We start from the raw sequence: 24,281 nt of genomic DNA, 5'->3' as shown, positions 1-24,281 counted from the left end.
GAATGGTGAATGGGAGATGTGTGCGTTCGCTCAATTGTTCATCCTCGCGCCGGCGCACCGACACCGATCACGGCGGCGGCAATCAGCAAGACCGCCGCCGAGATGACCAGCGACAGATGCAGCCCGGTCATGAACGCACGGTCCGACGCCACCAGCGAACCGAACAGGGCAACGCCGAGCACACTGCCGGTCTGCCGCGTCGCGTTCAGGACGCCGGCTGCGATGCCGGAGCGCGCCTTCTCGACGCTGCCGAGCAGCGTTGACGTCAGCGGCGGCACCAGTAGGCCGAGCCCGCCGCTGATCGCGATCGTCTGCGCGCAGATCGCCCAATAGCTGGTCCCGGCTTCGATCCAGAGCAGGCCGAGACAGCCGAGTGCCGATATGCAGGCGCCGAGGACGATGGTCGGGCACGAGCCGATGCGCTCGGCTAGGCGCGGCGCTAGCAGATTGACCGGCAGAACCGCCGCCATCATCGGCACGAAGGCAAGCCCGGTCCACCACGCGGACAGCCCGTTGATCCTCTGGAAATACAGGCTGAGCACGAAGATCAGGCCGTAGATCGCGATGTTCACCAGCAGTCCCACGAGTGAGGTCAGCGTGAACAGCCGCTGGCCGAACAACGACAGCGGCAGCATCGGCTGCGCCGCGCGGCTCTCACGCCAGACAAAGAGCACGGCGAGAATGGCGGCTCCGACAAAGGCTGCGATCACGGCCGGATGGTCCCAGCCGAGCGCCCCGCCTTCGATGATTGCTCCGGCAAGCGCGCCCAGCGCACCGATTGCAGCCAGCTGTCCAAGCAGATCGATCTCGCGCGAGCGTGCCCGCGTGGTCTCGCTGGCATAGCGCCAGCTCAGCCACAGGCCGGCGAGCCCGATCGGCAGATTGACCAGGAAGATCGCGCGCCAGCCGACCAGCGTGATCAACGCGCCGCCGACAAACGGGCCGGCGGTGAGTGCAAGACTTGCTCCGGCGGCCCAGACCGCGACGGCGCGGCCGCGCTCGCGGTCGTCCGCATAGGCATGATTGAGCAGCGCAAGAGAATTCGGCACCAGGATCGCCGCCGCCAGGCCCTGAACCAGCCGTGCTGCGATCAGCACGACCGCATTGGGCGACAGCGCACAGGCGAGCGAGGCCGCGGTGAAGATGGCGAAGCCCGCCATGAAGACGCGCTTGGCGCCGATCCGGTCACCCAGCGCACCGGCCGTGAGGATGAAGGCGGCAAACGCGATGGTGTAGGCGCTGACCACCCATTGCAACTCGGCGACCCCGCCGCCGAGCGCCCTCCCCATTGCATCGAGCGCGGTGTTGACGATGGTGACGTCGAGCTGCACCACGCCATAGCCGAGGCTCATGGCGGCAAGCGTGAGGGAGGTTGCAAGATGCGAGCGGGCCCGCGGCGCAGCACTCGCGTTGTCAAAGGTTTGGTGTTTGATAATGCTTGCTCGCATGCTGCCACCTCGCTTGCAGCCCCATGCGAAATATACCCGTCCGGCGTGCCGCCATGTTTCGACAATGGCCGAATGATGGATGCGGATGCGCCCGGCCGCCACGCGTAAAGTACATCGCCCGTCTTGTGCGCAGTGGCGCACTGGGATGAGGACGGAAATAAGAAGACGCCGCGCGGACCATCGCGCGGCGTCTTCATCTTAGCTCCGTCTTGCCTCAGCTCGCCGCGCGCAGATTCACCTTGCTCTCGGCGAGTGTCGTCAGCTTCTTGTCGGTCGCCTTTTCCTCCTCAAGCGTCTTGGCAAGCACCGCCGCGCAATCATTGCGGCCGAGCTGCTTGGCCCAGGCGATCAGGCTGCCGTAGCGGGCGATCTCGTAATGCTCAGCGGCTTGGGCCGCATTGATCAGCGCCGCGTCGAGCACGGCCTTGTCGGCAACTTCGCCCGCCGTCTCGTCGGCTTCCTCGATGATGCCGTCGATCGCCGGGCAGTCGATCGCCTTCACGGCGACGCCGTGCATCTTGAACACTTCCTCGAGACGCGCCACGTGCTGCTTGGTTTCTTCAAGGTGCGTCAAAAAGCCCTGTTTCAGCTGCGGATCGGTGGCCTTGCTGGCCATTTTCGGCAGCGCCTTGGTGAGCTGCTGCTCGGCGTAATACACATCCTGGAGCTGGTGCACGAACAGGTCGTTCATGGTTTTGATGTCTTTTGTGAACAGTCCCATCGTTCCGGTCCTCTCGGTTTCGGGAACACGGCGGCATCGGCCTGCAGAAAGGCCGCCTGTTCCGCCATGTCCGGTTGCTGATGGGGCCTAACGAGCACGCGGCACCGACGTTCCAAGACACCCTCCGCCTGCGCTGGAACAATGCCGACGGCGCCAGGATTGAAACCGTCCTCCTCAAATACGAATGCGCTTTCCGAACCGCACGTCGGGACTCATATGCTTAACGCGCGTCGGATGTGAACCACATATGACAAAGTGGCTGGTCCAACGCAGAACCTATTGTTGTCAAGGGCTGCACAAGCCGCTGTTTTTGCCTTAAATGAGCTGGATCATGCCAAGCGATCGACGCCTGCCCTTTGGCCGTCATCGTACCCGCACTGGCCAATGCCTGGCCGGATCGGTCTTGCCCCCCGCCGGGAGGATGAATGCACGGACTGCTGCCCGCGCTGAAACGCGGCTTCAACAGATGGATTGGCTGGCGACGGCTCGGCATTGCCGCGAGCGTCTTCATCATCGCCTTCGCAATCACCACGCTGGTGCGGACCCTCAAGGGCATCGATACCGGAGTTATCTTGACGGCGTTGACCGAGATTCCTCGCGGGAATATCGGGCTGGCGGCGATCTGCGTTTTGTTTGCGTTCTGCACGCTGACATTCTACGACTTTTTCGCACTGCGAACGATCGGCAAGAAGCACGTGCCCTATCGCATCGCGGCGCTCTCCAGCTTCACGTCCTATTCGATCGGCCACAACATCGGCGCTACCGTCTTCACCGGCGGAGCGATCCGCTTCCGGATCTATTCGGATTACGGGCTGAACGCGATCGACGTCGCCAAAATCTGCTTCCTGTCGGGCCTGACCTTCTGGCTCGGTAACATCTTCGTGCTCTCGATCGGCATGGCCATCCATCCGGGTGCGGCGTCGTCGATGGATCAGCTGCCGTCGTCGATCAACCGGTTGATCGCGCTCGGCGGCCTCGCCTCGATCGGCGCTTATCTGGTCTGGCTCTGCATGGGTGAGAAGCGGCGCGAGCTCGGCCAGAAGGGCTGGAAGGTGGTGCTGCCCTCGGCGCCCCTGACGCTGGTGCAGATCCTGATCGGCGTGATCGATCTCGGCTTCTGCGCCACGGCGATGTACCTGCTGATGCCGGCCAATCCACCGATCGACTTCATGTCGCTCGCCGTTGTGTTCATCCTGGCAACGCTGCTCGGCTTTGCCAGCCATGCGCCGGGCTCGATTGGCGTATTCGATGCCGCCATGCTGGTGGCGCTCCCCGAATTCGGCCGCGAGGAGCTTCTGGCGACGCTGCTGGTGTTCCGCATCCTCTATTTCGTGATCCCGTTCGGCCTCGCCATCTCCATCATGGGCACGCGCGAGCTCTGGATGAACGTGGTCGCGCCGTGGCAGGAGCGGCGGCGGCTGGCGGAGGCCTGCACCCAGGCCAACCTGCCCAAGCAGGTGGCCGCGATGGAGCGCGAGCGTGCGCTGCGGCAGGCCGGCAAGCGGTAGGCCACTCAGACAAAGGTTGCGGGCGGGCAGCGATCCTCTCTTATTTCCGCCTCAACTTTGCCGTTGAACACGCGGGCCATGATCCCTCCCTCCTTTCGTACCCTCTCCGCAGGCGCCCTGCTGCTTGCCGGGATTCTGACCGCTTTGCCGCTCGAGCGCGCCGCCGCTCAAGACGCCGGCGCCATGCAGATCAGCTGGGAGGTGCGCAACCGCTTCCGCCTGTTCCGCGAGGAGCGCGATTTCCTGCTCCATGTCGAGAATGCGCGCAACCGCAGCATCCTGGCCGCCGAGCAGTCGCTGGAGCTCCAGAGCGAGGGCCGCGGCTGGGCCCGCAACATGGTCAACCGGCTCTGCATCGATCTCCAGGGCCGGGTCAACCAGCCCTGCACCCGCGACAACGTCAAGGAGAACTACATCACCCCGATCGATCATCCCGTCACCGTGCGCCTCGTCGGCACAGTGCCGGTCGGCGCCACCTGCGCCTGGTCGTTCGATGACGGCGACGGGCCGCAAGCGTCGACCTTCGATTGCGCCGAGCCGGTCAATTTGCGCGTCCGTTACGGCAAGCAGACGGTCGCGACCGTCGACGTCTCCTCCGGCTCCGATCCGACCCAGCGGGTCCAGGCCGAGATCCAGGTTCGCGACATTTTCGTCGCCGGCCTCGGGGACAGTATCGCCTCCGGCGAAGGCAATCCGGACCGGCCGCTGGCGCTGTCGGACGAAGGTTTCTGCTTCCGCTCCTATCTCGGCACCGCCGGCGCGCAGTACTATCGGCCGAGCCGCGCCGGCTTCAAAGGCGGCCGCGCCTGCGAGGCGCCGGACACGCTCGCCAACTGGCAACGCTACAGTGCGCTCTGGTTCAACGCGCCCTGTCACCGCTCGCTCTACAGCTATCAAGCCCGCACCGCGCTGGCGCTCGCGGTGCGCTACACCCATATCGCCGTGACCTTCCTGCCGCTCGCCTGCACCGGCGCCAGCATCGGCGACGGACTGCTCGGCTCGCAGCGCGCCCGCGAATGCCCGCCCGGCAAGACCGGCGTCTGCAACACCAGCGTGAACGCGCAGGTCGCCGAGCTGCGCGAAGCGCTCACCGCGGCGAAGAAGCGCCAGCCCGACCGCACGCTCGATCTCGTGCTGCTCTCGGTCGGCGCCAACGACGTCTATTTTTCCGGCCTCGTCGCCGACGTCATCGTCGACACCGCGACCGAGCGCGCGCTGTTCCGCCGCTCCGGCGTGATGGCGAGCGTCGACGATTCCCGCGATGCGCTGGCGCGCGAGCTGCCGCAGAATTTCGTCAAGCTGCGCGAGGCGCTGAAGCCGCTGGTCGGCGGCGACCTCTCACGTGTGGTCTATGTCTCCTACGCCAACCCGGCGCTCGCCGATGGCGGCGTGCCCTGCCGCGGCGGCCGTGGCGGCTTCGACATCCATCCATCCTTCAATGCCGATCCGCAGCGCCTCGCCCGGGTCTCCACCTTCGTCGACACCGAATTCCTGCCGCAGCTGAAGGGCCTCGCCACCTGCACCCGTGGCGCGCTCTGCCGCGATCCCGAAGCCGATCGCATGACCTTCGTCGATGCGCACCAGGCCGCGTTCGCCGATCACGGCTTCTGCGCCCATTCCGGCAACGATCCCGAATTCGACCGCACCTGCTTTGCCGAGAACGGCCAGAGCTTCAATCCCGACATCGTGACGGCGGCGAGTCAGCCGATGCTGTGCGGTCGCGGCGCCTCGGAATATCGCGCCTACCTGCCCCGTGCCCGCTGGATCCGCGACGCCAACGACAGCTATTTTGCTGCGATGACCTATCCGCAAGGATTGCCGGCCGCGAGCCAGCCGACCGACATCCATGACGCCACCTGGGGCGTGCTCTCCGCCGTCTATGGCGGCGCCGTGCATCCAAGCGCCGAAGGCCACGCCGCGATGGCCGATGCCGCACTGCCTGCCGCGAGCGCCGTGCTCGGGCTGGATGCAGTACCGCCAAGCGTGACGCGCGGATTTCTGCCGCAGCTATTGCCGAGCGCCCGGCAGTAAAAGCAAGAGCGAGCTCTCTCCACACCGTCATTGCGAGCGCAGCGAGGCAATCCAGAGTCCCTCTGCGAAAGAGCCTGGATTTGCTTCGCTGCGCTCGCAATGACAAGTGCGGGGCTCACGGCTCTAATCTCCTCGCATCGTTCCCCTCATCTGCCGTTCCATCAATCCAAAAACGGCATCGATCGATACTCCCTTGAACTTGGACACTTTGCCGCGCGCGCCTCTAGGAGTCGCCTTGAGGAAATGTTCGAGTTCTAAGGAGGCGCGTGATGAGCGCAGTGGTGTCCGCGGCGGACGTGAGGAGGTCTCGCGTCAGGCTGTTCATCGTGACCATGTTGTTCCTGGTCACCACCGTCAATTATGCCGACCGCGCAACGCTGTCGATCGCAGGCCCCGCACTCTCCAAGGAGCTGCATCTCGATCCGGTCGCGATGGGCTACATCTTCTCGGCGTTCGGCTGGTCCTATGTGATCGCGCAGGTGCCGGGCGGCTGGTTGCTCGACCGCTACGGCTCGCGCCTCGTCTATGCCTTCAGCATCATCGTTTGGTCGATCTTCACGATGATGCAGGGCTGGGTCGGCTTCTTCAGCGCCGGCACTGCGATCGTCGTGCTGTTCGCGTTACGCTTCCTGGTCGGCATCGCCGAAGCGCCCTCCTTCCCCGCCAATGCGCGCATCGTCGCGGCCTGGTTTCCGGGCAACGAGCGCGGCACCGCGTCGGCGTTCTTCAATTCGGGGCAGTATTTCGCGACCGTGATCTTCGCGCCGCTGATGGGCTGGATCGCGCACGCCTACGGCTGGCGCTTCGTGTTCTTCGTGATGGGCGCGCTCGGCATCGTCATGGGCCTCGTCTGGATCAAGACCATCTACGGCCCGAAGGAACATCCTTCGATCAACGATGCCGAGTTCGACTACATCAAGGAGGGCGGCGCGCTCGTTGATCTCGACGCGCCCAAGGACGATCTGAAGCAGGAGCGCGCGCCTCAATCCGGCTCCGGGTGGGACCACATCCGCCAGTTGCTCTCCAACCGCATGATGCTCGGCGTCTATCTCGGCCAGTATTGCATCAACACGTTGACCTATTTCTTCCTGACCTGGTTTCCGGTCTACCTCGTCAAGGAGCGTGGGCTGTCGATCCTGCAAGCCGGCTTCGTCGCGACGCTCCCGGCGCTGTGCGGCTTCATCGGCGGCGTGCTCGGCGGCATCATCTCCGACGCCATCCTGCGCAAGACGGGCTCGCTGACCCTGGCGCGCAAGATCCCGATTGCCGGCGGCATGCTGCTGTCGATGTCGATCATCGCCTGCAATTATGTCGACGGACAGGCATTCGTGGTCGGCTTCATGGCGCTCGCCTTCTTCGGCAAGGGCATCGGCGCGCTCGGCTGGGCGGTCGTCTCCGACACCTCGCCGAAGGAAGCCGGCGGCGTGTCCGGCGGCCTGTTCAACACGTTCGGCAATCTCTCCTCGATCACCACCCCGATCGTGATCGGCTACATCCTGGCCGCAACCGGTTCGTTCAACGGCGCGCTGGTGTTCGTTGGTCTCAACGCGCTGGTGGCGGCGTTCGCCTACCTCGTGATCGTCGGCAAGATCGAGCGGGTGGTGCTCAAACGTTCCTCCTGAGAGCTCCGAGCAATCGGAGCGGACCAGGCAACTCAACGGCGGCTTAATCAGCCGCCGTCTTTGTTTTGGGGGTGATCGATGCTAGAAGTGCCGGGGAAACGCCTTATCCATCTAAGGCATGTATCGATGTTCGACCTCAACCAGCTCCGCTGTTTCGTCACGGTGGCGGAGGAATTGCATTTCGGCCGCGCCGCCGCGCGGCTGAACATGACCCAGCCGCCTTTGTCGCGGCAGATCCAGGTGCTCGAGCACATCATCGATGCGCCGCTTCTGGAGCGTACCAGCCGCTCGGTGCGCCTGACGCCCGCGGGGCGCAGCTTCCTGCCGGAGGCGCGGCGCATTCTCAAGCTTGCGGAAAGCGCCTCGCAGGTCGCCCGCCGCATCGCGCTCGGCAAGACGGGCTCGCTGAAGATCGGCTTCACGGCCGCCGCGGCCTACGGCTTCCTGCCTGAGCTCGTCGCCGCCTGCCGTGCAAAGCTGCCTGAAGTGGATTTCTCGCTGAAGGAGATGGTGTCCGGCGACCAGTTCGAGGCGCTGACCTCGGGCCAGATCGACGCCGGCCTGCTGAGGCCGCCGATCGCGCGTCCGGAGCTTGCCAGCCGCCGCGTCGTTGCCGAGCCCCTGCTCGCCGCGATCCCGAAGAAGCATCCGCTGGCGAACGCCGACAGCGTCACCATCAAGGATTTCGACGACCAGCCCTTCGTGATGTATTCGCCTTACGAGAGCCGCTACTTCCACGATTTGCTGGTGGCGCTGTTCACGCGCGCCGACGTGCTGCCGCGCTACGTCCAGCATCTCAGCCAGATCCACTCGATCCTCGCCATGGTGCGCGCCGGGCTCGGCCTCGCCATCGTGCCGGCGGCGGCGGCGAGCCTGAAGATCTCCGACGTGCGGCTGCGGCCGCTGAAGCTGCGCACCCGCCTTCCGGTCGAGCTCTTCATGGTCTGGCGCCGCGACGACGAGAATCCGTTGCTCTCGGCCCTCGTCAAAATCGCCGGTGAATTGTCCTCCGCGGAGGTGATAGAGGATTGATGCTCAATCTGCATCAGTCGATATAGGCTTTGGCTTGGACGCGCATCGAACGGTTTCCTAAACACCGGCCCATGGACGCGCAGGCTTGCGTCCTCCACAACACGCAAGAAGGGAGCCGCGCCCATGAGCAAGATGACCCCGCCGGAGATGGCCCAGAAGATCGGATCTGGCCTCCTGTCCTTCCCCGTCACGCCGTTCAGCGCTGACTACTCCTTCGACGAGGCGACCTATCGCGCTAACATGGACTGGCTGTGCGGCTATGACGTCGCCGGCCTGTTCGCCGCCGGCGGCACCGGTGAGTTCTTCTCGCTGACGCCGACCGAGGTTCCGCAAATCGTCAAGATCGCCGTCGAGGAGACCAAAGGCCGCGTGCCAGTGCTCGCCGGCACCGGCTACGGCACCGCAATCGCCCGCGAAATCGCCCTTGGTGCCGAGAAGGCCGGCGCCGACGGCCTGTTGCTGCTGCCGCCCTATCTCACGCATGCCGAGCAGGAGGGTCTCGCCGCCCATGTCGAGGCAGTCTGCGCTGCCGTGAAGATCGGCGTCATCGTCTACAACCGCGACAACGCCATTCTCCAGCCCGACACGCTGGCTCGCCTTGCGGAGCGCTGCCCGAACCTCGTCGGCTATAAGGACGGCATTGGCGACATCGAGCTGATGACCCGCGTCTATACCAAGCTCGGCGACCGCCTGACCTATATCGGCGGCCTGCCGACCGCGGAGACCTTCGCGCTGCCCTATCTCGACATGGGCGTGACGACCTATTCCTCGGCCGTGTTCAACTTCGTGCCGGAATTCGCCACCAACTTCTACGCCGCCGTGCGCAAGCGCGACCATGAGACGATCCACGCCGGCCTGAAGAACTTCATCCTGCCGCTGATCGCGATCCGCAACCGCAAGAAGGGCTATGCAGTCTCGATCATCAAGGCCGGCATGAAGGTGATCGGCCGCGACTCCGGCCCGGTCCGTCCGCCGCTGACCGATCTCACCGAGCAGGAGGTGGCGGAACTGACCGCGCTAGTAAAGAATCTGCCCGCCATCCGATCGACACAACAGGCAGCAGAATAGCGAACGACAATAGAGAGGAGCGTGCGATGGTCCAGACGGAGATCTCTGGCGCACCGGTCGTCACATCGATGCAAGTGATCCCGGTCGCGGGCCGCGACAGCATGCTCCTCAATTTGAGCGGCGCGCATGCGCCGTTCTTCACCCGCAATATCGTCATCCTCACCGACAATTCCGGTCATACCGGCGTCGGTGAGGTGCCCGGCGGGCAGAAGATCTGGCAAACGCTCCAGGACGCCCGCGATCTCGTGATCGGCAAGACCGTCGGCGCCATGAACAACATCCTCGCCGACGTCCGCACCACTTTCGCCGACCGCGATGCCGGCGGTCGCGGTAAGCAGACGTTCGACCTGCGCGTCATGATTCACGCGGTCACAGCGATCGAATCCGCACTGCTCGATTTGCTCGGCCAGCATCTGGGCCTGTCCGTCGCGGCGCTGCTCGGCGAGGGCCAGCAGCGCAACAGCGTCGAGACGCTCGGCTACCTCTTCTTCGTCGGCGACCGGCGCAAATCCCGCCTGCCCTATGTGGAAGGCGAGACCGGCAAGGCGGAATGGTTCAACCTCCGCCACCAAGAGGCGATGACGCCGGAGAGCGTGGTGCGGCTCGCGGAGGCCACCCACGACCATTATGGCTTCGCCGATTTCAAGCTCAAGGGCGGCGTGCTCCGCGGCGAGCAGGAGATCGAGGCCGTCACCGCCATCGCAAAACGCTTCCCGAACGCGCGCGTCACGCTCGATCCCAACGGCGCCTGGTCGCTCGATCAGGCTGTCCGGCTTTGCAAGGACATGCACGGCATCCTCGCTTACGCTGAGGACCCCTGCGGCGCCGAGGCCGGCTTCTCCGGCCGCGAGATCATGGCCGAGTTCCGCCGCGCCACGGGCTTGCCGACCGCGACCAACATGATCGCGACCGATTGGCGGCAGCTTTCTCATGCGCTGCGTCTCGGCGCGGTGGACATTCCGCTGGCCGATCCCCATTTCTGGACCATGCAAGGCTCGGTGCGCGTCGCCCAGACCTGCCGCGACAATGGCCTGACCTGGGGCTCGCACTCCAACAACCATTTCGACATTTCGCTCGCCATGTTCACGCATGTCGGCGCCGCCGCACCTGGCAAGGTCACCGCGATCGACACCCACTGGATCTGGCAGGACGGCCAGGCGCTCACCAAGGAGCCGCTCCAGATCAAGGGCGGCAAGATTGCCGTCCCGGACAGACCTGGTCTGGGTATCGAAATCGACAGGGCCGCCATCGACGCCGCGCATGACCTCTACAAGCAGCATGGACTTGGCGCCCGGGATGACGCTATTGCCATGCAGGACCTGATCCCCGGCTGGACCTTCGACGACAAGCGTCCCTGCCTCGTTCGCTAAGAAACTCAGGCATGATTCCGGAAAAGTGGGTACCGGTTTTCCGAGAGGGATCATGCCCCTAATGACTTGGAGGAATACATGACTGCGATCCTGAAGAACTTCATCGGCGGCGAATGGGTCGACGGCTCCGGCGTCACCAGGAATATCAACCCCTCCAACACCAACGACCTCGTCGGCGAATATGCCAAGGCCGACAAGGCGCAGACCGAAAAGGCGATCGCCGCCGCCAAGGCCGCCTTCCCCGCCTGGGCGCGTTCGACGCCGCAGGAGCGCTATGACGCGCTGAACAAGATTTCTCTCGAAATCCTGGCCCGCAAGGAAGAGCTCGGCCGCCTGCTCGCGCGCGAGGAAGGCAAGACGCTGCCGGAAGGCATCGGCGAAGTCGCCCGCGCCGGCCAGATTTTTGCGTTCTTCGCCGGCGAAGCGCTGCGCCTGATCGGCGAGAAGGGCGCCTCGGTGCGTCCCGGCCTCGACGTCGAGCTCACCCGCGAGCCGATGGGCGTCGTCGGCATGATCACGCCCTGGAATTTCCCGATAGCGATCCCCGCCTGGAAGATCGCGCCCGCGCTCTGCTACGGCAACACGGTGGTGTTCAAGCCGGCCGAGCTGGTGCCGGGCTCGGCGCACGCGCTGTCCGAGATCATCACCCGCTCCGGCATTCCCGCGGGCGTGTTCAACCTTGTCGTTGGCTCCGGCTCCGTGGTCGGCCAGACGCTGCTCGAACACCCGGACGTCGCCGCGATTTCCTTCACCGGTTCGGTTCAGACCGGCCGCAAGATCGCGCAGGCCTGCGTGCTGTCGAATCCGATGAAGAAGTTCCAGCTCGAGATGGGCGGCAAGAACCCGCTAGTCGTGCTCGACGATGCCGACCTCAAGACCGCCGTCGAGGTCGCCGTCAACGGCGCCTATTTCTCGACCGGCCAGCGCTGCACCGCTTCCTCCCGTCTGATCGTCACCGAAGGCATCCACGACCGCTTCGTCGCCGCGATGGCCGAGCGCCTGAAGGGCCTGTCGGTGGACGACGCGCTCAAGGCCGGCGTGCATATCGGCCCCGTCGTCGACCAGAGCCAGCTCGATCAGGACCTGCGCTACATCAAGATCGGCCAGGACGAGGGCGCCAAGCTTGCGTGGGGCGGCGAGCTGCTCAAGCGCGAGACGCCGGGCCACTACCTCCAGCCGGCGCTGTTCACCGAAGCCAACAACAATATGCGCATCGCGCGCGAGGAAATCTTCGGACCCGTCGCCGCCGTGATCCGCGCCAAGAACTACGAAGAGGCGCTGGCGATCTCCAACGACACCGAGTTCGGCCTGGCTTCCGGCATCTGCACCACCAGCCTGAAATACGCCTCGCACTACAAGCGCAACAGCGAGTCCGGGATGGTGATGGTCAATCTGCCGACCGCCGGCGTCGACTATCACGTGCCGTTCGGGGGGCGGAAGGGCTCGAGCTACGGCGCCCGCGAGCAGGGCTCGTACGCGCGCGAGTTCTACACCACGGTGAAGACGGCTTATACCTTCCCTGGCTGATAGGCCGGGATCGCGTCGCAAGCGTAGGTGCCCACCTCTCCCTTTGGGAGAGGTGAGCGAAAGCACGGCTTCTCCCGTTCTTGAGGAAAGCGTATGGACCAGTCAGTCGCAGCGAAAGAGCAACCCCGCTACATCAAGCTCAACGAGCGCGACAATGTTGCGATCGTCGTCAATGATTTCGGGCTTCCCGCCGGCACCCGCTTTGCCTGCGGGCTGACGCTGCGCGCCTTCGTGCCGCAGGGGCACAAGACGGCGCTGGTCGACATCGCGCGAGACGCGCCGATCATCCGCTACGGCGAGGTGATCGGCTACGCGCTGTCGCCGATCCTGGCCGGCGAATGGGTGGATGAGGCGCGCATTCGCATGCCGGAAGCCCCTGCCCTCGACAAGCTCGAAATCTCGACGGCCGTGCCCGCGCCGCTGCCGCCGCTCGAAGGTTTCACCTTTGAGGGCTATCGCAATCCCGACGGCTCGGTGGGCACCAAGAACATCCTCGGCATCTCCTCCTCCGTGCAATGCGTCAAGGGCACGATGGAATATGCGGTGAAACGCATCCGCGCCGAGCTGTTGCCGAAGTACCCGAACGTCGATGACGTCGTCCCCCTCACCCACGCCTATGGCTGTGGCGTCGCCATCACCGCGCCCGACGCGGTGGTGCCGATCCGCACGCTGCAGAACATCGCGCTCAATCCGAATTTCGGCGGCGAGATTCTGGTCGTCGGGCTTGGCTGCGAGAAGCTCGCGCCGGAGCGGCTGGTGCCGGAAGGCGTCAGCGATGCGATCGTGCGCATGCAGGACGAGGCCTTCGATGGCTTTGGTGCGATCGTCGATGCGATCATGACCCAGGCCGAGGCGCGGCTGAAGGTGCTCAACACGCGCAAGCGCGAGACCTGCCCGGCCTCCGACCTCGTGATCGGCCTGCAATGCGGCGGCAGCGACGCGTTCTCCGGCGTCACCGCCAATCCCGCCGTCGGCTTCGCCGCGGACCTGTTGGTGCGTGCCGGTGCCACCGTGATGTTCTCGGAAGTCACAGAGGTGCGCGACGCCATCCAGCTGCTCACGCGACGCGCCATCAACGAGGACGTCGGCCGCGCGCTGGTGCGCGAGATGGCCTGGTACGATTCTTATCTTGCCCGCGGCGGCGCCGATCGCAGCGCCAACACCACGCCCGGCAACAAGAAGGGCGGCCTTGCCAACATCGTCGAGAAGTCGCTGGGCTCGATCGTCAAGTCCGGATCGTCCGCCATCACCGGCGTGCTTTCGCCCGGCGAGAAGGCGACTCAGAAAGGCATGCTGTTCGCGGCAACTCCTGCCTCCGACTTCATCTGCGGCACGCTCCAGCTCGCCTCCGGCATGACGCTGCAGGTGTTCACCACCGGCCGCGGCACGCCCTACGGCCTTGCGGCCGCCCCCGTCATCAAGGTCGCAACCCGCAGCGAACTCGCGCGGCGCTGGAAGGACCTGATCGACTTCGATGCCGGCCGCATCGCCACCGGCGAGAAAACCATCGAGGAAACCGGCTGGGACCTGTTCCGCCTGATCCTCGACGTCGCCAGCGGCCGGACAAAACCGTGGTCGGACCGCTGGGGCATCCACAACGATCTCACGCTGTTCAATCCGGCGCCGGTGACCTGAAGAAAGCGATCGACGAAACGATCTTGAAACCGAACCCTGAAGCGTTTCGTCTTCCTTTCACCGCCGCTACCCATCGAGGACTTACCTCGTTCACGTCATGCTGCCCGGCATGAAGCAGCGCACGCGCGGATGGCCGTCGATATAGTGTTTCCACACCATGGTGCGGCCGATCTTGTTCGGCACGGTGATCACCGCGCCGTCGGGCACCACGACCCATTCGTTGTCGATGCGCACGCGGTAGCGGCCGCGATCGGACGCCCAATCGACGTCGGCGATGACGTAGCCGTCGGCGTCGGTGCAGCATTGTCCGAACTCGCTGTGCAGGCTTTCGAACCAGGGTTTTAGCGGCGAGTTGGCGTAGCGCCCGTCGTCGCGCGCCAGCGCCGATGTGGCCAGCAGCGTCATAAGGCCCAGCAGCGGGGCCGCACGCGATGTTGCAGATCTCATGTCGTCTCCGCGGATCGAAATCATCGCCGCGAGGGACAACGCCTGCCGTTCGCCTTTCGCGGCTCGGCGAAAGGCGTGAAGGACAGCGACTCACCCCCCAACAGCTTTGCGGAGGCTATGCAATTCCAGCGCCAGCACGCATTCCGGGGAACTACTGGCGGAGGGCGGAATGATCGACGCGTTGCGGCGGATGCGCACCATCATCGGGCTCGCCGAAGGCGAGACCCGGTGGCGGGCCGATGACGCCAGTGAATGGGAAAGCAGCCGGGATGATACCCAGCGTGAAGCGCCCTTACTGCTTGGGCGCCGGCGCCACCATCGCGCCGCCCTTCTTCGCCGCAGGTGCCGCCGGCTTCGCGGCGGCGGCCTGCGCAGGGAGATATTTTGCCACGATGGCAGGATCAATCTGCGCGATGTTGGCATCGGGCAGCCGCGTCCAGGTCTCGTCCTTACCGAGCAGCGCGATGCCAAGATAGCCGCGCAGCGTCAGGGTCTGGCCATCGGGACTGATCTTCATGTTGGCTTTCCAGATCTGGCCGTCGCGCGGATTGAGCACATTGCCGCCTTCGTACTTCAAGCCTTCGCGCTTCATGTTGCGGACGAAGGAGATGCCGAGCACCGGCGCGTTCTTGCGGTCGTCCGTGCACTTGCTGCAGACCTCGTTCGGATCGTCGCCGGGCCGCGGGAAGGTCTTCGCGATCACGCCTTCGAAGATGCCGTTGCGGTCGATGAAGAGAAACCATCCGACCGTCTTGCCGTCTTCGACCTTCTGCCAGAGCCCCGCCGCCGTGGGCTCGGCGGTCTGTGCCGCAGACGGTGTCACCGCAAGAAGCGACAACGCGAGCGCGAGGAAGGGGAGCAGCCGAGAGCTGGAAAGAAGATTCTGCATTAGATCACCTTGCTATGCCAATCACTTGCTAGCCAGGACTGGATGGCCACAGAGTACGGCGATTTCGCGAACGGCTCCAGCACCAGAAACATGGGACATGGCCTTCCGGCCCCAACCGCTCAGTTGACGCCGAGCTTCTTTTGCAGACTGGAGGACGAGGTCGTGTACTGGAACACCAGCCGCTTCTCCGGATAGACGTAGCGATGGGCTTTTTGCGACATCAGCGCCCCCTCGTGGAAGCCGCACAGGATCAGCTTGATCTTGCCGGGATAGGTGTTGATGTCGCCGATTGCGAAGATGCCGGGCACGTTGGTCTCGAACGCGGATGTCTCGACCGGCACCAGATTGTTCTCCAGCGCGATGCCCCAGTTCGCAACCGGCCCGAGCTTCATGGTCAGGCCGAAGAAGGGCAGCATGGTGTCGCAGGCAATTTCAGTCATGGTGTTGTCGTTGCCCTTGATGGTGGCACCAGAGAGCTTGCCATCAATGCCGGAGAGCGCCGTGACTTGGCCGAGCCGCAGATCCATCTTGCCGCCTGCGACCAGCGCGCGCATCTGCTCGACGCTGTGGGGCGCGGCGCGAAACTCGTCGCGCCGGTGCAGCAGCGTGATGCGCTTGGCAAGTGGATGCAGATTGAGTGTCCAGTCCAGCGCGGAATCGCCGCCGCCGACGATCAGCACGCTCTTGTCACGAAATGTCTCCATCTTGCGCACGGCGTAGTGCACTGAAGTGCCTTCATAGGCCTCGATCCCCGGGACCGGCGGGCGCTTGGGCTGGAACGAGCCGCCGCCGGCCGCGATCACCACCACCTTGCATTCGAACACCTTGCCGGCATCGGTGGTGCAGCGGAATGCAGGATCGCCGATCTTCTCCACGGTCTCGACCATCTCGCCGAGATGGAAGGTCGGATGGAACGGCTTGATCTGCTGCATCAGCGCCTCGGTCAGCCCCTGGCCCGAGACCTGGGGAATGCCGGGAATGTCGTAAATCGGCTTTTCCGGATAGAGCTCGGCGCATTGGCCGCCGACCTTGTCGAGAATGTCGACGAAATGCGCCTTCATGTCGAGAAGGCCAAGCTCGAAGGCGGCGAACAGACCGCACGGGCCGGCGCCAATAATCAGCACATCGGTTTTGATCACGTCGCTCATGTCGTCTCTTTTATCGGTCGTTACCGGTTGGACGGCGTCCCTTAGGCCGAGGGTGACCCTGCCTGTCTAGCCAACGGGGATGGATCAGGGAAGGCATAAAAGCGGGAGCGCCCCGCAGCCGCACCCACTTGCCGGGTCAAACTAACTGGGCTGTAACGAGCAAGGATATGACGGAGATCAATCGGTGAACGCACCAAGCCACCTCGATACGACGCCGCGCCTGGAAGACTACCCATATCGCCTCAGCGACAACGTGCGCTTCGGCGATCTCGATCCCAACCAGCACGTCAACAACGCCGTCTACGCCACCTATTTCGAGACCGGCCGTGTCACGCTGATGAAGCTCCCGGAATATGGGCTGACGCCGCCGGGTCTTGCCTGGATCATGGTGCGGCTCGACATCCATTTCCGCGCCGAGCTGCACTGGCCGAACACCATCGAGCTCGGCCTCGGCGTGGTCAAGCTCGGACGAACGTCGGTGACCTTCGAGCAGGTCGTATTCTCGCAAGGAAAGTGCATCGCGTCGGCGAATTCGGTCGGCGTGATGATCGACGAAGCGTCGCGGCGGCCGACGCCGCTCACAGCGGAAGTGATCGCAAAGCTGAGACCCTGGCACAAGCGCGGCATCGAGGTCGCGCCGGCGAGGACATAGTTACCTAATCGAGTGGATCAGGCCTGGCGTTCCGGCGTCGCGACGACGAGCCCGTCGAGTTCGTCGGAGACCTTGATCTGGCAGGACAGGCGCGAGTTCGGGCGCACGTCGAAGCCGAAGTCGAGCATGTCCTCTTCCATCGGCGTCGGGTTGCCGACCTTCTCGCGCCAGGCTTCGTCGACATAGACATGGCAGGTCGCGCAGGCACAAGCGCCGCCGCATTCGGCCTCGATGCCCGGAATGCTGTTGCGGATGGCGGCTTCCATCACGGTTGCGCCGTTCTCGATTTCCACCGTGCGGGTTTCGCCCTTGTGGTCGACAAAGTGAATCTTGGCCATGTGTGCTCGTGCTGCCGCGGTGCTTGGAATGAAGGAGGGGTCCCGGCCTGTCCTATAACGGGTCGGTCAGCCCGGCGCCATAGCGTTTTCGGCGCGCGGTGAATCCCGCTTCGCGGGAAGAAAACGCGTCAAAACAAAAGAGTAGAACCCGGTTCTGACAGTACGCGCCTTAAGGCTTCAGCATCGCCTCGATGGCGGCGCGAGCCTCGGTGACCGCCTCTTTCAAGGCAGCAAGGGCGTGGGGCCGACCATGGCCGGTGCGGATCGCGGTCTCCAGGCTGCCTGCGGCATCGGCCACGGCAAAGGCGCCGATCCCTCGTGCCGAGCCTTTGAGCTTGTGGGCCAGTGCGCCCGCCTCGGCCGGCAGCGCCGTCATCGCTGCAACCAGGCGGACCGCCTGCTCGGCGAACATCGCCAGCACTTCCCGTTCCAGCTCGGCATCGCCGAGCGTCATGCGGGCAAGGTGATCGAGGTCGAGCGGACTGTCGATGGGTGCAAGCGGGGGCGAGGGCATCCAGTCCATCCGTTGCAGTTCAGGCGTCATGACCCAGGCCCCGGCAGCGCGCGATCGTCCCGCCGGTCCGGCGGTCAGGTTCCTCCCACCCAAGCATGAAAATGGTTAACGAAATGTTTGGGCCGTTTTACGCAATTCCGCCGATTTGTTGACGAGAAGTTGCCGCAATCGGCCGCGTTCGGTGGAGAATTGCATTTAGTGCTAAGGCGTTACGGCGCGATCCTGTTAACGATGATTAACATTGTCTTAATCGCAGCCATTTCATTCGCGACGCTCTGCCAATAGGATGTTGCAGAAATTGGCGGACAAGCCGTCCGGGTGGGGACGGCTCGGAGATCCGCGCAAGCGGCATGATCCGGTCTGTGGGCTTGCGTATCGCGCAGGGCTCGCGGGGGGACGCGTACAAGTAACGAGGGCTCGGACTGAACATGGCGAACACTCCGAAAAAGGCCAAAGACCCCACAGAAGTTGCGCTTTCTGCGATCCAGGAAGCCCTTAACATTAGTGACACCGCTGCGGATACCAGCCGCAACGCCGCGATGCGCAACGAGACGGTGCCTCCGGTGGGGCCGCCCGCGCCTCCGGTCTTCGACGAGCCGAGCTTCGAGTCGCGCCCCGCCGCCAACGAACGCGCAACTGCGTTCGACCCGATCGAGGAGCCGCGCACCTCCCGCCGCGCCGCCAATGATGACCGTGAGACCATCGGCCAGTTGCTCCAGGCGCTTCAGAGGGGCCGCCCTGCCCGCAACGTCTACACCTTCGCCACCATCTTCGCCGGCGTCTGGCTCGCCGCCTGCGCCGCGCTGACATTCGGCTTCCTGCCCTCGATCCAGGCCGCCATGGGCCAGAGCGGCGGCGTGCTCGTCGTTGCCGGCCTGATCGCGATGTTCTTCGCGCCCATCATGCTGTTCTACTTCCTGGCGAGCCTCGTTTGGCGCGGCCAGGAAATGCGCATGATCGCGCAGGCGATGGCGCAGGTCGCAATCCGCTTCTCCGAGCCGGAAGGCTCGGCCTCTGACTCCATGGTCACCGTCGGCCAGGCGATCCGCCGTGAGGTCGCAGCGATGGGCGACGGCATCGAGCGCGCCATCGCGCGCGCCGGCGAGCTCGAGACGCTGGTCGCCAACGAGGTCGCGGCGCTCGAGCGGGCCTATTCCGACAACGAGGTGCGCATCCGCGCCCTGCTCCAGGACATCGCGCATCAGCGCGACAACCTGGTCGGCCAGGCCGAGCAGGTCCGCAGCGCCATCTCCGGGGTGCAGATCGACCTGCGCCACGACATCGCGCTGATCTCGGACGCGATCGCCTCGCGCGTCGACGAGGTCGCCAAGTCCATCACCGGCGCGCTGGAAGAGCGCGGCGCCCACATCACCCAGGCCCTGAGCAATGCCGGCGACAACATGATCCTGGCGCTCGGTGAGCGCGGCGGCGACCTGCTCGATCGCCTCGAGGAGGCCAGCAACGAGACCACGCGCGCCGTGCTCGACGCCAGCGAGCGGCTGACCACCAGCCTCAACTTCAAGACCGGCCACGTCCACGACGAGTTCGTCGATCTCGCCGACCGCGTCCACGAGATGCTGAACGAGCGCATCGACCGCATCACCGGCGAGTTCGAGCAGCGCTCCGCCGCGATCGTCGACGGCATCTCCGAGCGCACCGAGCTGGTGCATGATTCCCTGAAGAATTCGTCGGACTCGCTCCTGCTCGAGCTTGAGCTGCGTTCCAACGACATCTCCGCCAAGATCGACGATGCCGGCAACCGGCTCGCCGGCCAGATCATGACGAGCGGCGACAAGGCGAGCGAGGCGCTGGACGCCACCGTCAACAACCTGGTCGCCAAGGTCGTCAGCCAGACCGAGACCGCGCACGACTCGCTGTCGCTCCAGATGAGCGCCTTCGACGAGCTCGTCAGGAACCAGGGCACCGAGCTGGTCGAGAAGTTCGCCCGCGATTCCGGCACGCTCGGCGCGCTGATCACGCGCCACATCTCCGAGTTCGACCGCACCGTGAAGACCTTCGGCGGCGAGATCGTCGAGCGCATGGGCCAGCGCACGCAGGACATCGCCGAGACGTTGAAGACCTATGTCGACAATTTCGACACCCGTTTCACGTCGAACGGCGGCCAGATCACGGCCGTGCTCGACCAGCGGCTGGTGCAATTCGAGACCACGATCGGGGAACGTGTCAGCAATCTCGACGCCTCGCTGGACGGCAAGATCGCCAGCCTCGACGGCACGATCGAAGGCCACATCAGGACCTTCGACCAGCAGCTCGTCGGCCGCGTCGCCGCGCTCGAACAGTCGTTCGACACCCGCGCCAGGTCCATGACCGAAACCATCGATGGCCGCATCAATACGCTGGCGACGTCGCTGAGCGATGGCGCCGTGCAAGCGATCCAGTCGATCGATAGCCGCCTCACCCACCTCACGACCTCGCTGACCAGCGGCGCATCGCAGGCCATCGAAACCCTCGACGCGCGCCTTAACCACCTCACCACCTCTCTGACCGACGGCGCATCGCAGACCATCCAGTCGATCGACACGAGGCTGACGCATCTCACGACGACGCTGACGGGCGGCGCCTCGCAGGCGCTCGAATCCATCGACTCCCGCCTCACTTACCTGACCTCCGCGGTGACGAACGGCGCCTCGCAGGCCGTGCAGTCGATCGACACGCGCCTCACGCTGCTGACCTCGACCCTCACGGACGGCACCGCGCAGGCGATCGAGGCGGTCGACCGCCGCATCACCGGCGTCACCGAGGTCATCGACGGCCGCACCGTGCATCTGACCGACACGGTCACGGCGCGCTTCCAGGAGATCCACCACGCCATCGAGACCAAGGTCGGCTCGGTCGCGAGCGACATCGACGTGCGCGTGGCGCAGTTCGAGGACCTGCTCGGCTCGCGCGTCGAGGCGGTCGCCGGCCGCATCGAGAGCAGCGGACGCCAGGCCAGCGAGGACATGATGTCCCGCGCCGAGATGATCTCGACCGCGATCCGCTCGCATGTCGAGGACGCCGAACGTTCGCTCACCAACCTCGTCGTCAACACGAGCGAGACCATCCAGACCGGCGCGCGCACCGCTCAGCAGTCGCTGCTGACGGTCTCCTCCGATGTCAACGCCCAGCTCAAGATGACCTCGTCCGAGGTCGAGCGCGCGCTGACCGCGGTCGGCACCGGTGCTGCGAACTCGATCCTGACCAGCGCCCGCGAGGCGCAGTCAACCCTGGTCGCCGCATCGGGCGATGCCTCCAATCAGATCAAGGGGCTCGCGGCCGACGTCGAACGCACGCTGTCCGCAGCGGGCTCGGCGACCGCGGCCTCGATCCTGGCCGGCGCCCGCGAGGTGCAGACCACGCTCGTCACCGCCTCTTCGGATGCGGCCAACCATGTCAAGACGCTCACCGCCGACGTGCAGCGTTCGCTGTCGCTGGCCGGCACCACCACAGCGGAGGCGATCGTCGCCGGCGCCCGCGATGCGCAGGGCGCGCTGATCGCGGCTTCGACCGAGACCGCCAACCAGATCAAGGCGCTGTCTTCCGATGTGCAGCGCTCGCTCTCGATGGCGGGCACTTCGACCGCCGAGACCATCATGAGCGGCGCCCGCGAGGCCCAGAGCACGCTGGTCACGGCGTCCTCGGATGCAGCGAGCCAGGTCAAGTCGCTCGCGGCCGAAGTGCATCGTTCGCTCTCGCAGGTCGGCCAGTCGACCGCCGAGACGATCACCACCAGCGCCCGCGACGCCCAGAGCACCCTGCTCACGGTCTCGGCCGAGCAGACCAGCCAGGTGCGTTCGCTCGCGGCCGAGATGCAGCGCGCGCTGGCAACCGCTGGCGGCGCCACCATCGAAGCGCTCACCAGCGGTATCCGCGAGGCCCAGGGCACGCTGATCTCCGCCTCGACCGACGCGGCGAGCCAGATCAAGTCGCTGACCACGGATATCGAGCGCACGCTGACCGCGGTCGGCGCCGACACCGCCTCGACAATCCTCAACAGCGCGCGTGAGGCGCAGACCTCGCTGACCTCGACCTCGGCGGATGCCGCGAGCCAGATCCGCACAATCTCGACCGAGATCGAGCGTACACTGAGCGCAGCCGCCGCGAACGCGACCAACGACATCCAGACCAGCGCGCTCAGCGCCCAGAACGCGCTGATATCCGCCTCTAACGAGGCCAGCTCGCGGGTCAAGTCGAGTTCGGCCGACGTCGAGCGCTCGGTGCTCGCCGCCAGCAGCAGCTTCGGCCAGGCCATGACCGGTAAGACCGACGAGATCGTCACCTATGTGCAGCAGCAGGCCGACCGTCTGTCGAACATGATTGACGCCAAGCGCGGCGCCCTGGTCGACGCGATCGGCTCCCAGACCAACCAGCTCACGCTCGACATTGATCGCGTCACCTCCGACGCGCTGAAGTCGATCGAGACGCGCGGCCAGGCCTTCTCGCAGACTATGATGGGCGACGGCTCGGAAGTCGCCCGCGCCATCAATACGGCGAGCGAGATCGCCACCGGCGCGGTCGGCAAGTCGCTCAAGGACCTCGAGCAGGCCTCGCGCTCGGCGATCGACCAGTCGCGCCAGGTCTCGATCGCGGCCGTGACCGAGATGCAGGAGACCAGCAAGATCCTACGCACCGACACGGTGGCGCTGTTCGAGCGGCTGCGCGAAGGCAACATCCTGCTTCAGGAGGTGCTGACCGGTGCGCACGACAACCTCAACTCGCTCGAGCGGGCGCTGGTGACGCGCGTCGCCGACTTCGTCTCGGCGATGAACGACGTCACCTCGCGCAACGGCGCCGCGACGCAGAACCTGGAAGACCAGCTCAACGTCTTCAACAGCAAGACCACGAAGGCGCTCCAGGACCTCGGCGAGCTGTCGACCCAATTCGACAAGCATGGCAAGGCGCTTGTCGAGGCCGCGCAGGTCGTCGAGCAGAGTAACAAGAACACCACCGCCTCGCTCGCCGAGCGCAAGCAGGCGCTGGAATCGCTCGTCACCACAATCGACCTGCGTACGGCCGATCTCGACCAGCGCCTGTCGCGCTTCACCGGCCTGCTCGATGAATCGCTGGCCGCAGCCGAAGAGCGTGCCCGCGACATCGCCCGCGTCGTCGCCGAGACCGCCGGCGCAGGCTCTGCCGCAATCACCCGCCAGTTCGAGGCGGTGCGCGCTGCGTCCGAAGAGGAGCACCGCCAGACCATCGAAGCCATGCACGACATCTACCGCCAGACCACCGACGAGGCGGATGCGATGTTCAAGCAGTCGACCGAGCGCTTCAGCAATCTGGTCGCAAGCATGAAGCAGATGGCGCTCGAGATGCACAACGAGCTCGAATCCACCCGTAACGAGCTGCGCCGCGGCGTACTCGAGATGCCGCAGGAGGCCGCCGAAAGCACCGCGCAAATGCGCAAGGTGATCGTCGACCAGATCGAGGCGCTCGCCGAGCTCAACCGCATCGTAGCCCAGCATGGCCGCGGCCTCGACGTCACCACGACGAGCCGCGGCAGCGTGCAGCGCCAGGAAGAGCCGGCGGTGCTGGCCGCAGTCGCAGGCCGCGCCACCGAGACCCGCATGCGCGACACCGGCAGCGCCTCGACGCTGCCGCCGCCGGATCTCGGCATGCCGGCTGCGCGCCGCACCGAAGCGCCGTCGGTCGCGCCTGCCGGCAATGACCAGGGCCGCGACGGCTGGCTGTCGGACCTGCTCAACCGCGCCGACACGGGTCCTGCCGCCTCGGCCGGCCGTGAGGCTCCCCGCGGCCGCGCGGCACCCGCTCCGCAGCCGCAGGCGCTGCAAGGTGGTGGCAATCCGCTGGAATCGTTGTCGCTCGACATCGGCCGGCTGATGGACCGCAACCTCGCCGCCGAGATGTGGGACCGCTACCAGCGCGGCGAGAACAAGGCCTTCACCAAGCGCCTCTACACGCCCGCCGGCCAGAAGGCCTTCGACGAGGTCGCCCGCAAGTATCGCGCCGACCGCAACTTCAAGGGGACGGTCGACCGCTACATCGCGGAGTTCGAGCGCCTGCTCGACGAAGTCGCCCGCGACGGCCGCGGCCCGCAGGAGCTGCACAGCCACCTGACCTCGGAGACGGGGCTGGTCTACACGCTGCTGGCCCACGCGGGGGGACGGCTCGGGTGAGCGGCTCGTAGCGTCACCGATTAGCGGATGAAAACGGAGGCCTCACGGCCTCCGTTTTGGTTTTGGGCGGCATCCTCGCTGTCGTGCCCCGGACGCAGCGTAGCGCCTCTTCGGCGGTGCGCTGCAGAGCCGGGGCCAATGTCGCACATCACACCGTGTTGCCTTCTGGGTCCTGGCTCTGCGCAGCAACGCTA

Annotated in this window: 17 protein-coding genes; 10 read left to right on the top strand and 7 right to left on the bottom strand. The window is 65.3% G+C overall.

Annotated elements, in window-relative coordinates:
* Window positions 1-38: 38 nt before the first annotated feature.
* Window positions 39-1,448 (bottom strand): MFS transporter, encoded by a 1,410-nt coding sequence (locus tag IVA87_RS17435; protein WP_247278691.1) that lies wholly within the window; start codon window positions 1,446-1,448, stop codon window positions 39-41.
* Window positions 1,449-1,662: 214 nt separating this feature from the next.
* Entirely contained in the window at window positions 1,663-2,169 is a 507-nt protein-coding gene (locus tag IVA87_RS17430) for a ferritin-like domain-containing protein (protein ID WP_247278692.1), read from the bottom strand.
* Window positions 2,170-2,594: 425 nt separating this feature from the next.
* On the opposite strand from IVA87_RS17430, the gene IVA87_RS17425 reads away from it, so the two are divergent.
* The 8 genes from IVA87_RS17425 (at window position 2,595) to garD (ending at window position 13,962) form a co-directional block, all read left to right on the top strand.
* A complete protein-coding gene (locus IVA87_RS17425) occupies window positions 2,595-3,677 on the top strand; it encodes a YbhN family protein (protein ID WP_247278693.1) in 1,083 nt (360 codons plus the stop codon).
* Between the two features lie 78 nt (window positions 3,678-3,755).
* Complete coding sequence (locus IVA87_RS17420; RefSeq protein ID WP_247334402.1) at window positions 3,756-5,708, top strand: hypothetical protein; 1,953 nt, start codon at window positions 3,756-3,758, stop codon at window positions 5,706-5,708.
* 269 nt (window positions 5,709-5,977) lie between these two features.
* Window positions 5,978-7,330, top strand: a complete 1,353-nt coding sequence (locus IVA87_RS17415; RefSeq protein ID WP_247334400.1) for an MFS transporter — start codon at window positions 5,978-5,980, stop codon at window positions 7,328-7,330.
* Window positions 7,331-7,456: 126 nt separating this feature from the next.
* Complete coding sequence (locus IVA87_RS17410) at window positions 7,457-8,362, top strand: LysR substrate-binding domain-containing protein (protein WP_247278696.1); 906 nt, start codon at window positions 7,457-7,459, stop codon at window positions 8,360-8,362.
* A 123-nt stretch (window positions 8,363-8,485) separates the two neighbouring features.
* Complete coding sequence (gene kdgD / locus IVA87_RS17405) at window positions 8,486-9,430, top strand: 5-dehydro-4-deoxyglucarate dehydratase (protein WP_247300148.1); 945 nt, start codon at window positions 8,486-8,488, stop codon at window positions 9,428-9,430.
* A 26-nt stretch (window positions 9,431-9,456) separates the two neighbouring features.
* Window positions 9,457-10,800, top strand: coding sequence for a glucarate dehydratase (gene gudD, locus IVA87_RS17400; protein ID WP_247334399.1), 1,344 nt, complete (start codon window positions 9,457-9,459; stop codon window positions 10,798-10,800).
* Window positions 10,801-10,878: 78 nt separating this feature from the next.
* A complete protein-coding gene (locus IVA87_RS17395; RefSeq protein ID WP_247300152.1) occupies window positions 10,879-12,327 on the top strand; it encodes an aldehyde dehydrogenase family protein in 1,449 nt (482 codons plus the stop codon).
* Window positions 12,328-12,420: 93 nt separating this feature from the next.
* Window positions 12,421-13,962, top strand: coding sequence for a galactarate dehydratase (gene garD / locus IVA87_RS17390; protein ID WP_247300154.1), 1,542 nt, complete (start codon window positions 12,421-12,423; stop codon window positions 13,960-13,962).
* 90 nt (window positions 13,963-14,052) lie between these two features.
* Here garD and IVA87_RS17385 read toward each other — a convergent pair whose 3' ends face one another.
* The 3 genes from IVA87_RS17385 to IVA87_RS17375 form a co-directional block, all read right to left on the bottom strand.
* Window positions 14,053-14,409 carry a hypothetical protein gene (locus IVA87_RS17385; RefSeq protein ID WP_247300156.1) on the bottom strand — a complete coding sequence of 119 codons (357 nt, stop codon included), beginning with the start codon at window positions 14,407-14,409 and terminating at the stop codon, window positions 14,053-14,055.
* 292 nt (window positions 14,410-14,701) lie between these two features.
* Entirely contained in the window at window positions 14,702-15,298 is a 597-nt protein-coding gene (locus IVA87_RS17380; protein ID WP_247334398.1) for a DUF2147 domain-containing protein, read from the bottom strand.
* A gap of 119 nt (window positions 15,299-15,417) precedes the next feature.
* Window positions 15,418-16,446, bottom strand: coding sequence for an NAD(P)/FAD-dependent oxidoreductase (locus IVA87_RS17375; RefSeq protein WP_247278703.1), 1,029 nt, complete (start codon window positions 16,444-16,446; stop codon window positions 15,418-15,420).
* Window positions 16,447-16,630: 184 nt separating this feature from the next.
* Here IVA87_RS17375 and IVA87_RS17370 point away from each other — a divergent pair, with 184 nt between their 5' ends.
* Window positions 16,631-17,098, top strand: coding sequence for a thioesterase family protein (locus tag IVA87_RS17370; protein ID WP_247278704.1), 468 nt, complete (start codon window positions 16,631-16,633; stop codon window positions 17,096-17,098).
* Window positions 17,099-17,115: 17 nt separating this feature from the next.
* Here IVA87_RS17370 and IVA87_RS17365 read toward each other — a convergent pair whose 3' ends face one another.
* The gene (locus tag IVA87_RS17365) at window positions 17,116-17,436 is read right to left on the bottom strand and encodes a 2Fe-2S iron-sulfur cluster-binding protein (protein ID WP_247278705.1); all 321 of its coding nucleotides are present in this window, start codon (window positions 17,434-17,436) and stop codon (window positions 17,116-17,118) included.
* A gap of 169 nt (window positions 17,437-17,605) precedes the next feature.
* Window positions 17,606-17,980 carry an Hpt domain-containing protein gene (locus IVA87_RS17360; RefSeq protein WP_247300162.1) on the bottom strand — a complete coding sequence of 125 codons (375 nt, stop codon included), beginning with the start codon at window positions 17,978-17,980 and terminating at the stop codon, window positions 17,606-17,608.
* A gap of 398 nt (window positions 17,981-18,378) precedes the next feature.
* On the opposite strand from IVA87_RS17360, the gene IVA87_RS17355 reads away from it, so the two are divergent.
* Window positions 18,379-24,087 (top strand): negative regulator of septation ring formation, encoded by a 5,709-nt coding sequence (locus IVA87_RS17355; RefSeq protein ID WP_247334397.1) that lies wholly within the window; start codon window positions 18,379-18,381, stop codon window positions 24,085-24,087.
* Window positions 24,088-24,281 lie beyond the last annotated feature (194 nt).

It is taken from the genome of Bradyrhizobium sp. 147 (assembly GCF_023073935.1).
GTDB lineage: Bacteria > Pseudomonadota > Alphaproteobacteria > Rhizobiales > Xanthobacteraceae > Bradyrhizobium.
The sequence above is the reverse complement of the archived record's forward strand: the minus strand, read 5'-3'. Positions and strand labels throughout refer to the sequence as shown.

Coding starts and splice junctions, on each gene's coding strand:
- IVA87_RS17435 (WP_247278691.1), bottom strand. CDS start 1,448: ATGCGAGCAAGCATTATCAAACACCAAACCTTTGACAACGCGAGTGCT.
- IVA87_RS17430 (WP_247278692.1), bottom strand. CDS start 2,169: ATGGGACTGTTCACAAAAGACATCAAAACCATGAACGACCTGTTCGTG.
- IVA87_RS17425 (WP_247278693.1), top strand. CDS start 2,595: ATGCACGGACTGCTGCCCGCGCTGAAACGCGGCTTCAACAGATGGATT.
- IVA87_RS17420 (WP_247334402.1), top strand. CDS start 3,756: ATGATCCCTCCCTCCTTTCGTACCCTCTCCGCAGGCGCCCTGCTGCTT.
- IVA87_RS17415 (WP_247334400.1), top strand. CDS start 5,978: ATGAGCGCAGTGGTGTCCGCGGCGGACGTGAGGAGGTCTCGCGTCAGG.
- IVA87_RS17410 (WP_247278696.1), top strand. CDS start 7,457: ATGTTCGACCTCAACCAGCTCCGCTGTTTCGTCACGGTGGCGGAGGAA.
- kdgD (WP_247300148.1), top strand. CDS start 8,486: ATGAGCAAGATGACCCCGCCGGAGATGGCCCAGAAGATCGGATCTGGC.
- gudD (WP_247334399.1), top strand. CDS start 9,457: ATGGTCCAGACGGAGATCTCTGGCGCACCGGTCGTCACATCGATGCAA.
- IVA87_RS17395 (WP_247300152.1), top strand. CDS start 10,879: ATGACTGCGATCCTGAAGAACTTCATCGGCGGCGAATGGGTCGACGGC.
- garD (WP_247300154.1), top strand. CDS start 12,421: ATGGACCAGTCAGTCGCAGCGAAAGAGCAACCCCGCTACATCAAGCTC.
- IVA87_RS17385 (WP_247300156.1), bottom strand. CDS start 14,409: ATGAGATCTGCAACATCGCGTGCGGCCCCGCTGCTGGGCCTTATGACG.
- IVA87_RS17380 (WP_247334398.1), bottom strand. CDS start 15,298: ATGCAGAATCTTCTTTCCAGCTCTCGGCTGCTCCCCTTCCTCGCGCTC.
- IVA87_RS17375 (WP_247278703.1), bottom strand. CDS start 16,446: ATGAGCGACGTGATCAAAACCGATGTGCTGATTATTGGCGCCGGCCCG.
- IVA87_RS17365 (WP_247278705.1), bottom strand. CDS start 17,436: ATGGCCAAGATTCACTTTGTCGACCACAAGGGCGAAACCCGCACGGTG.
- IVA87_RS17360 (WP_247300162.1), bottom strand. CDS start 17,980: ATGACGCCTGAACTGCAACGGATGGACTGGATGCCCTCGCCCCCGCTT.
- IVA87_RS17355 (WP_247334397.1), top strand. CDS start 18,379: ATGGCGAACACTCCGAAAAAGGCCAAAGACCCCACAGAAGTTGCGCTT.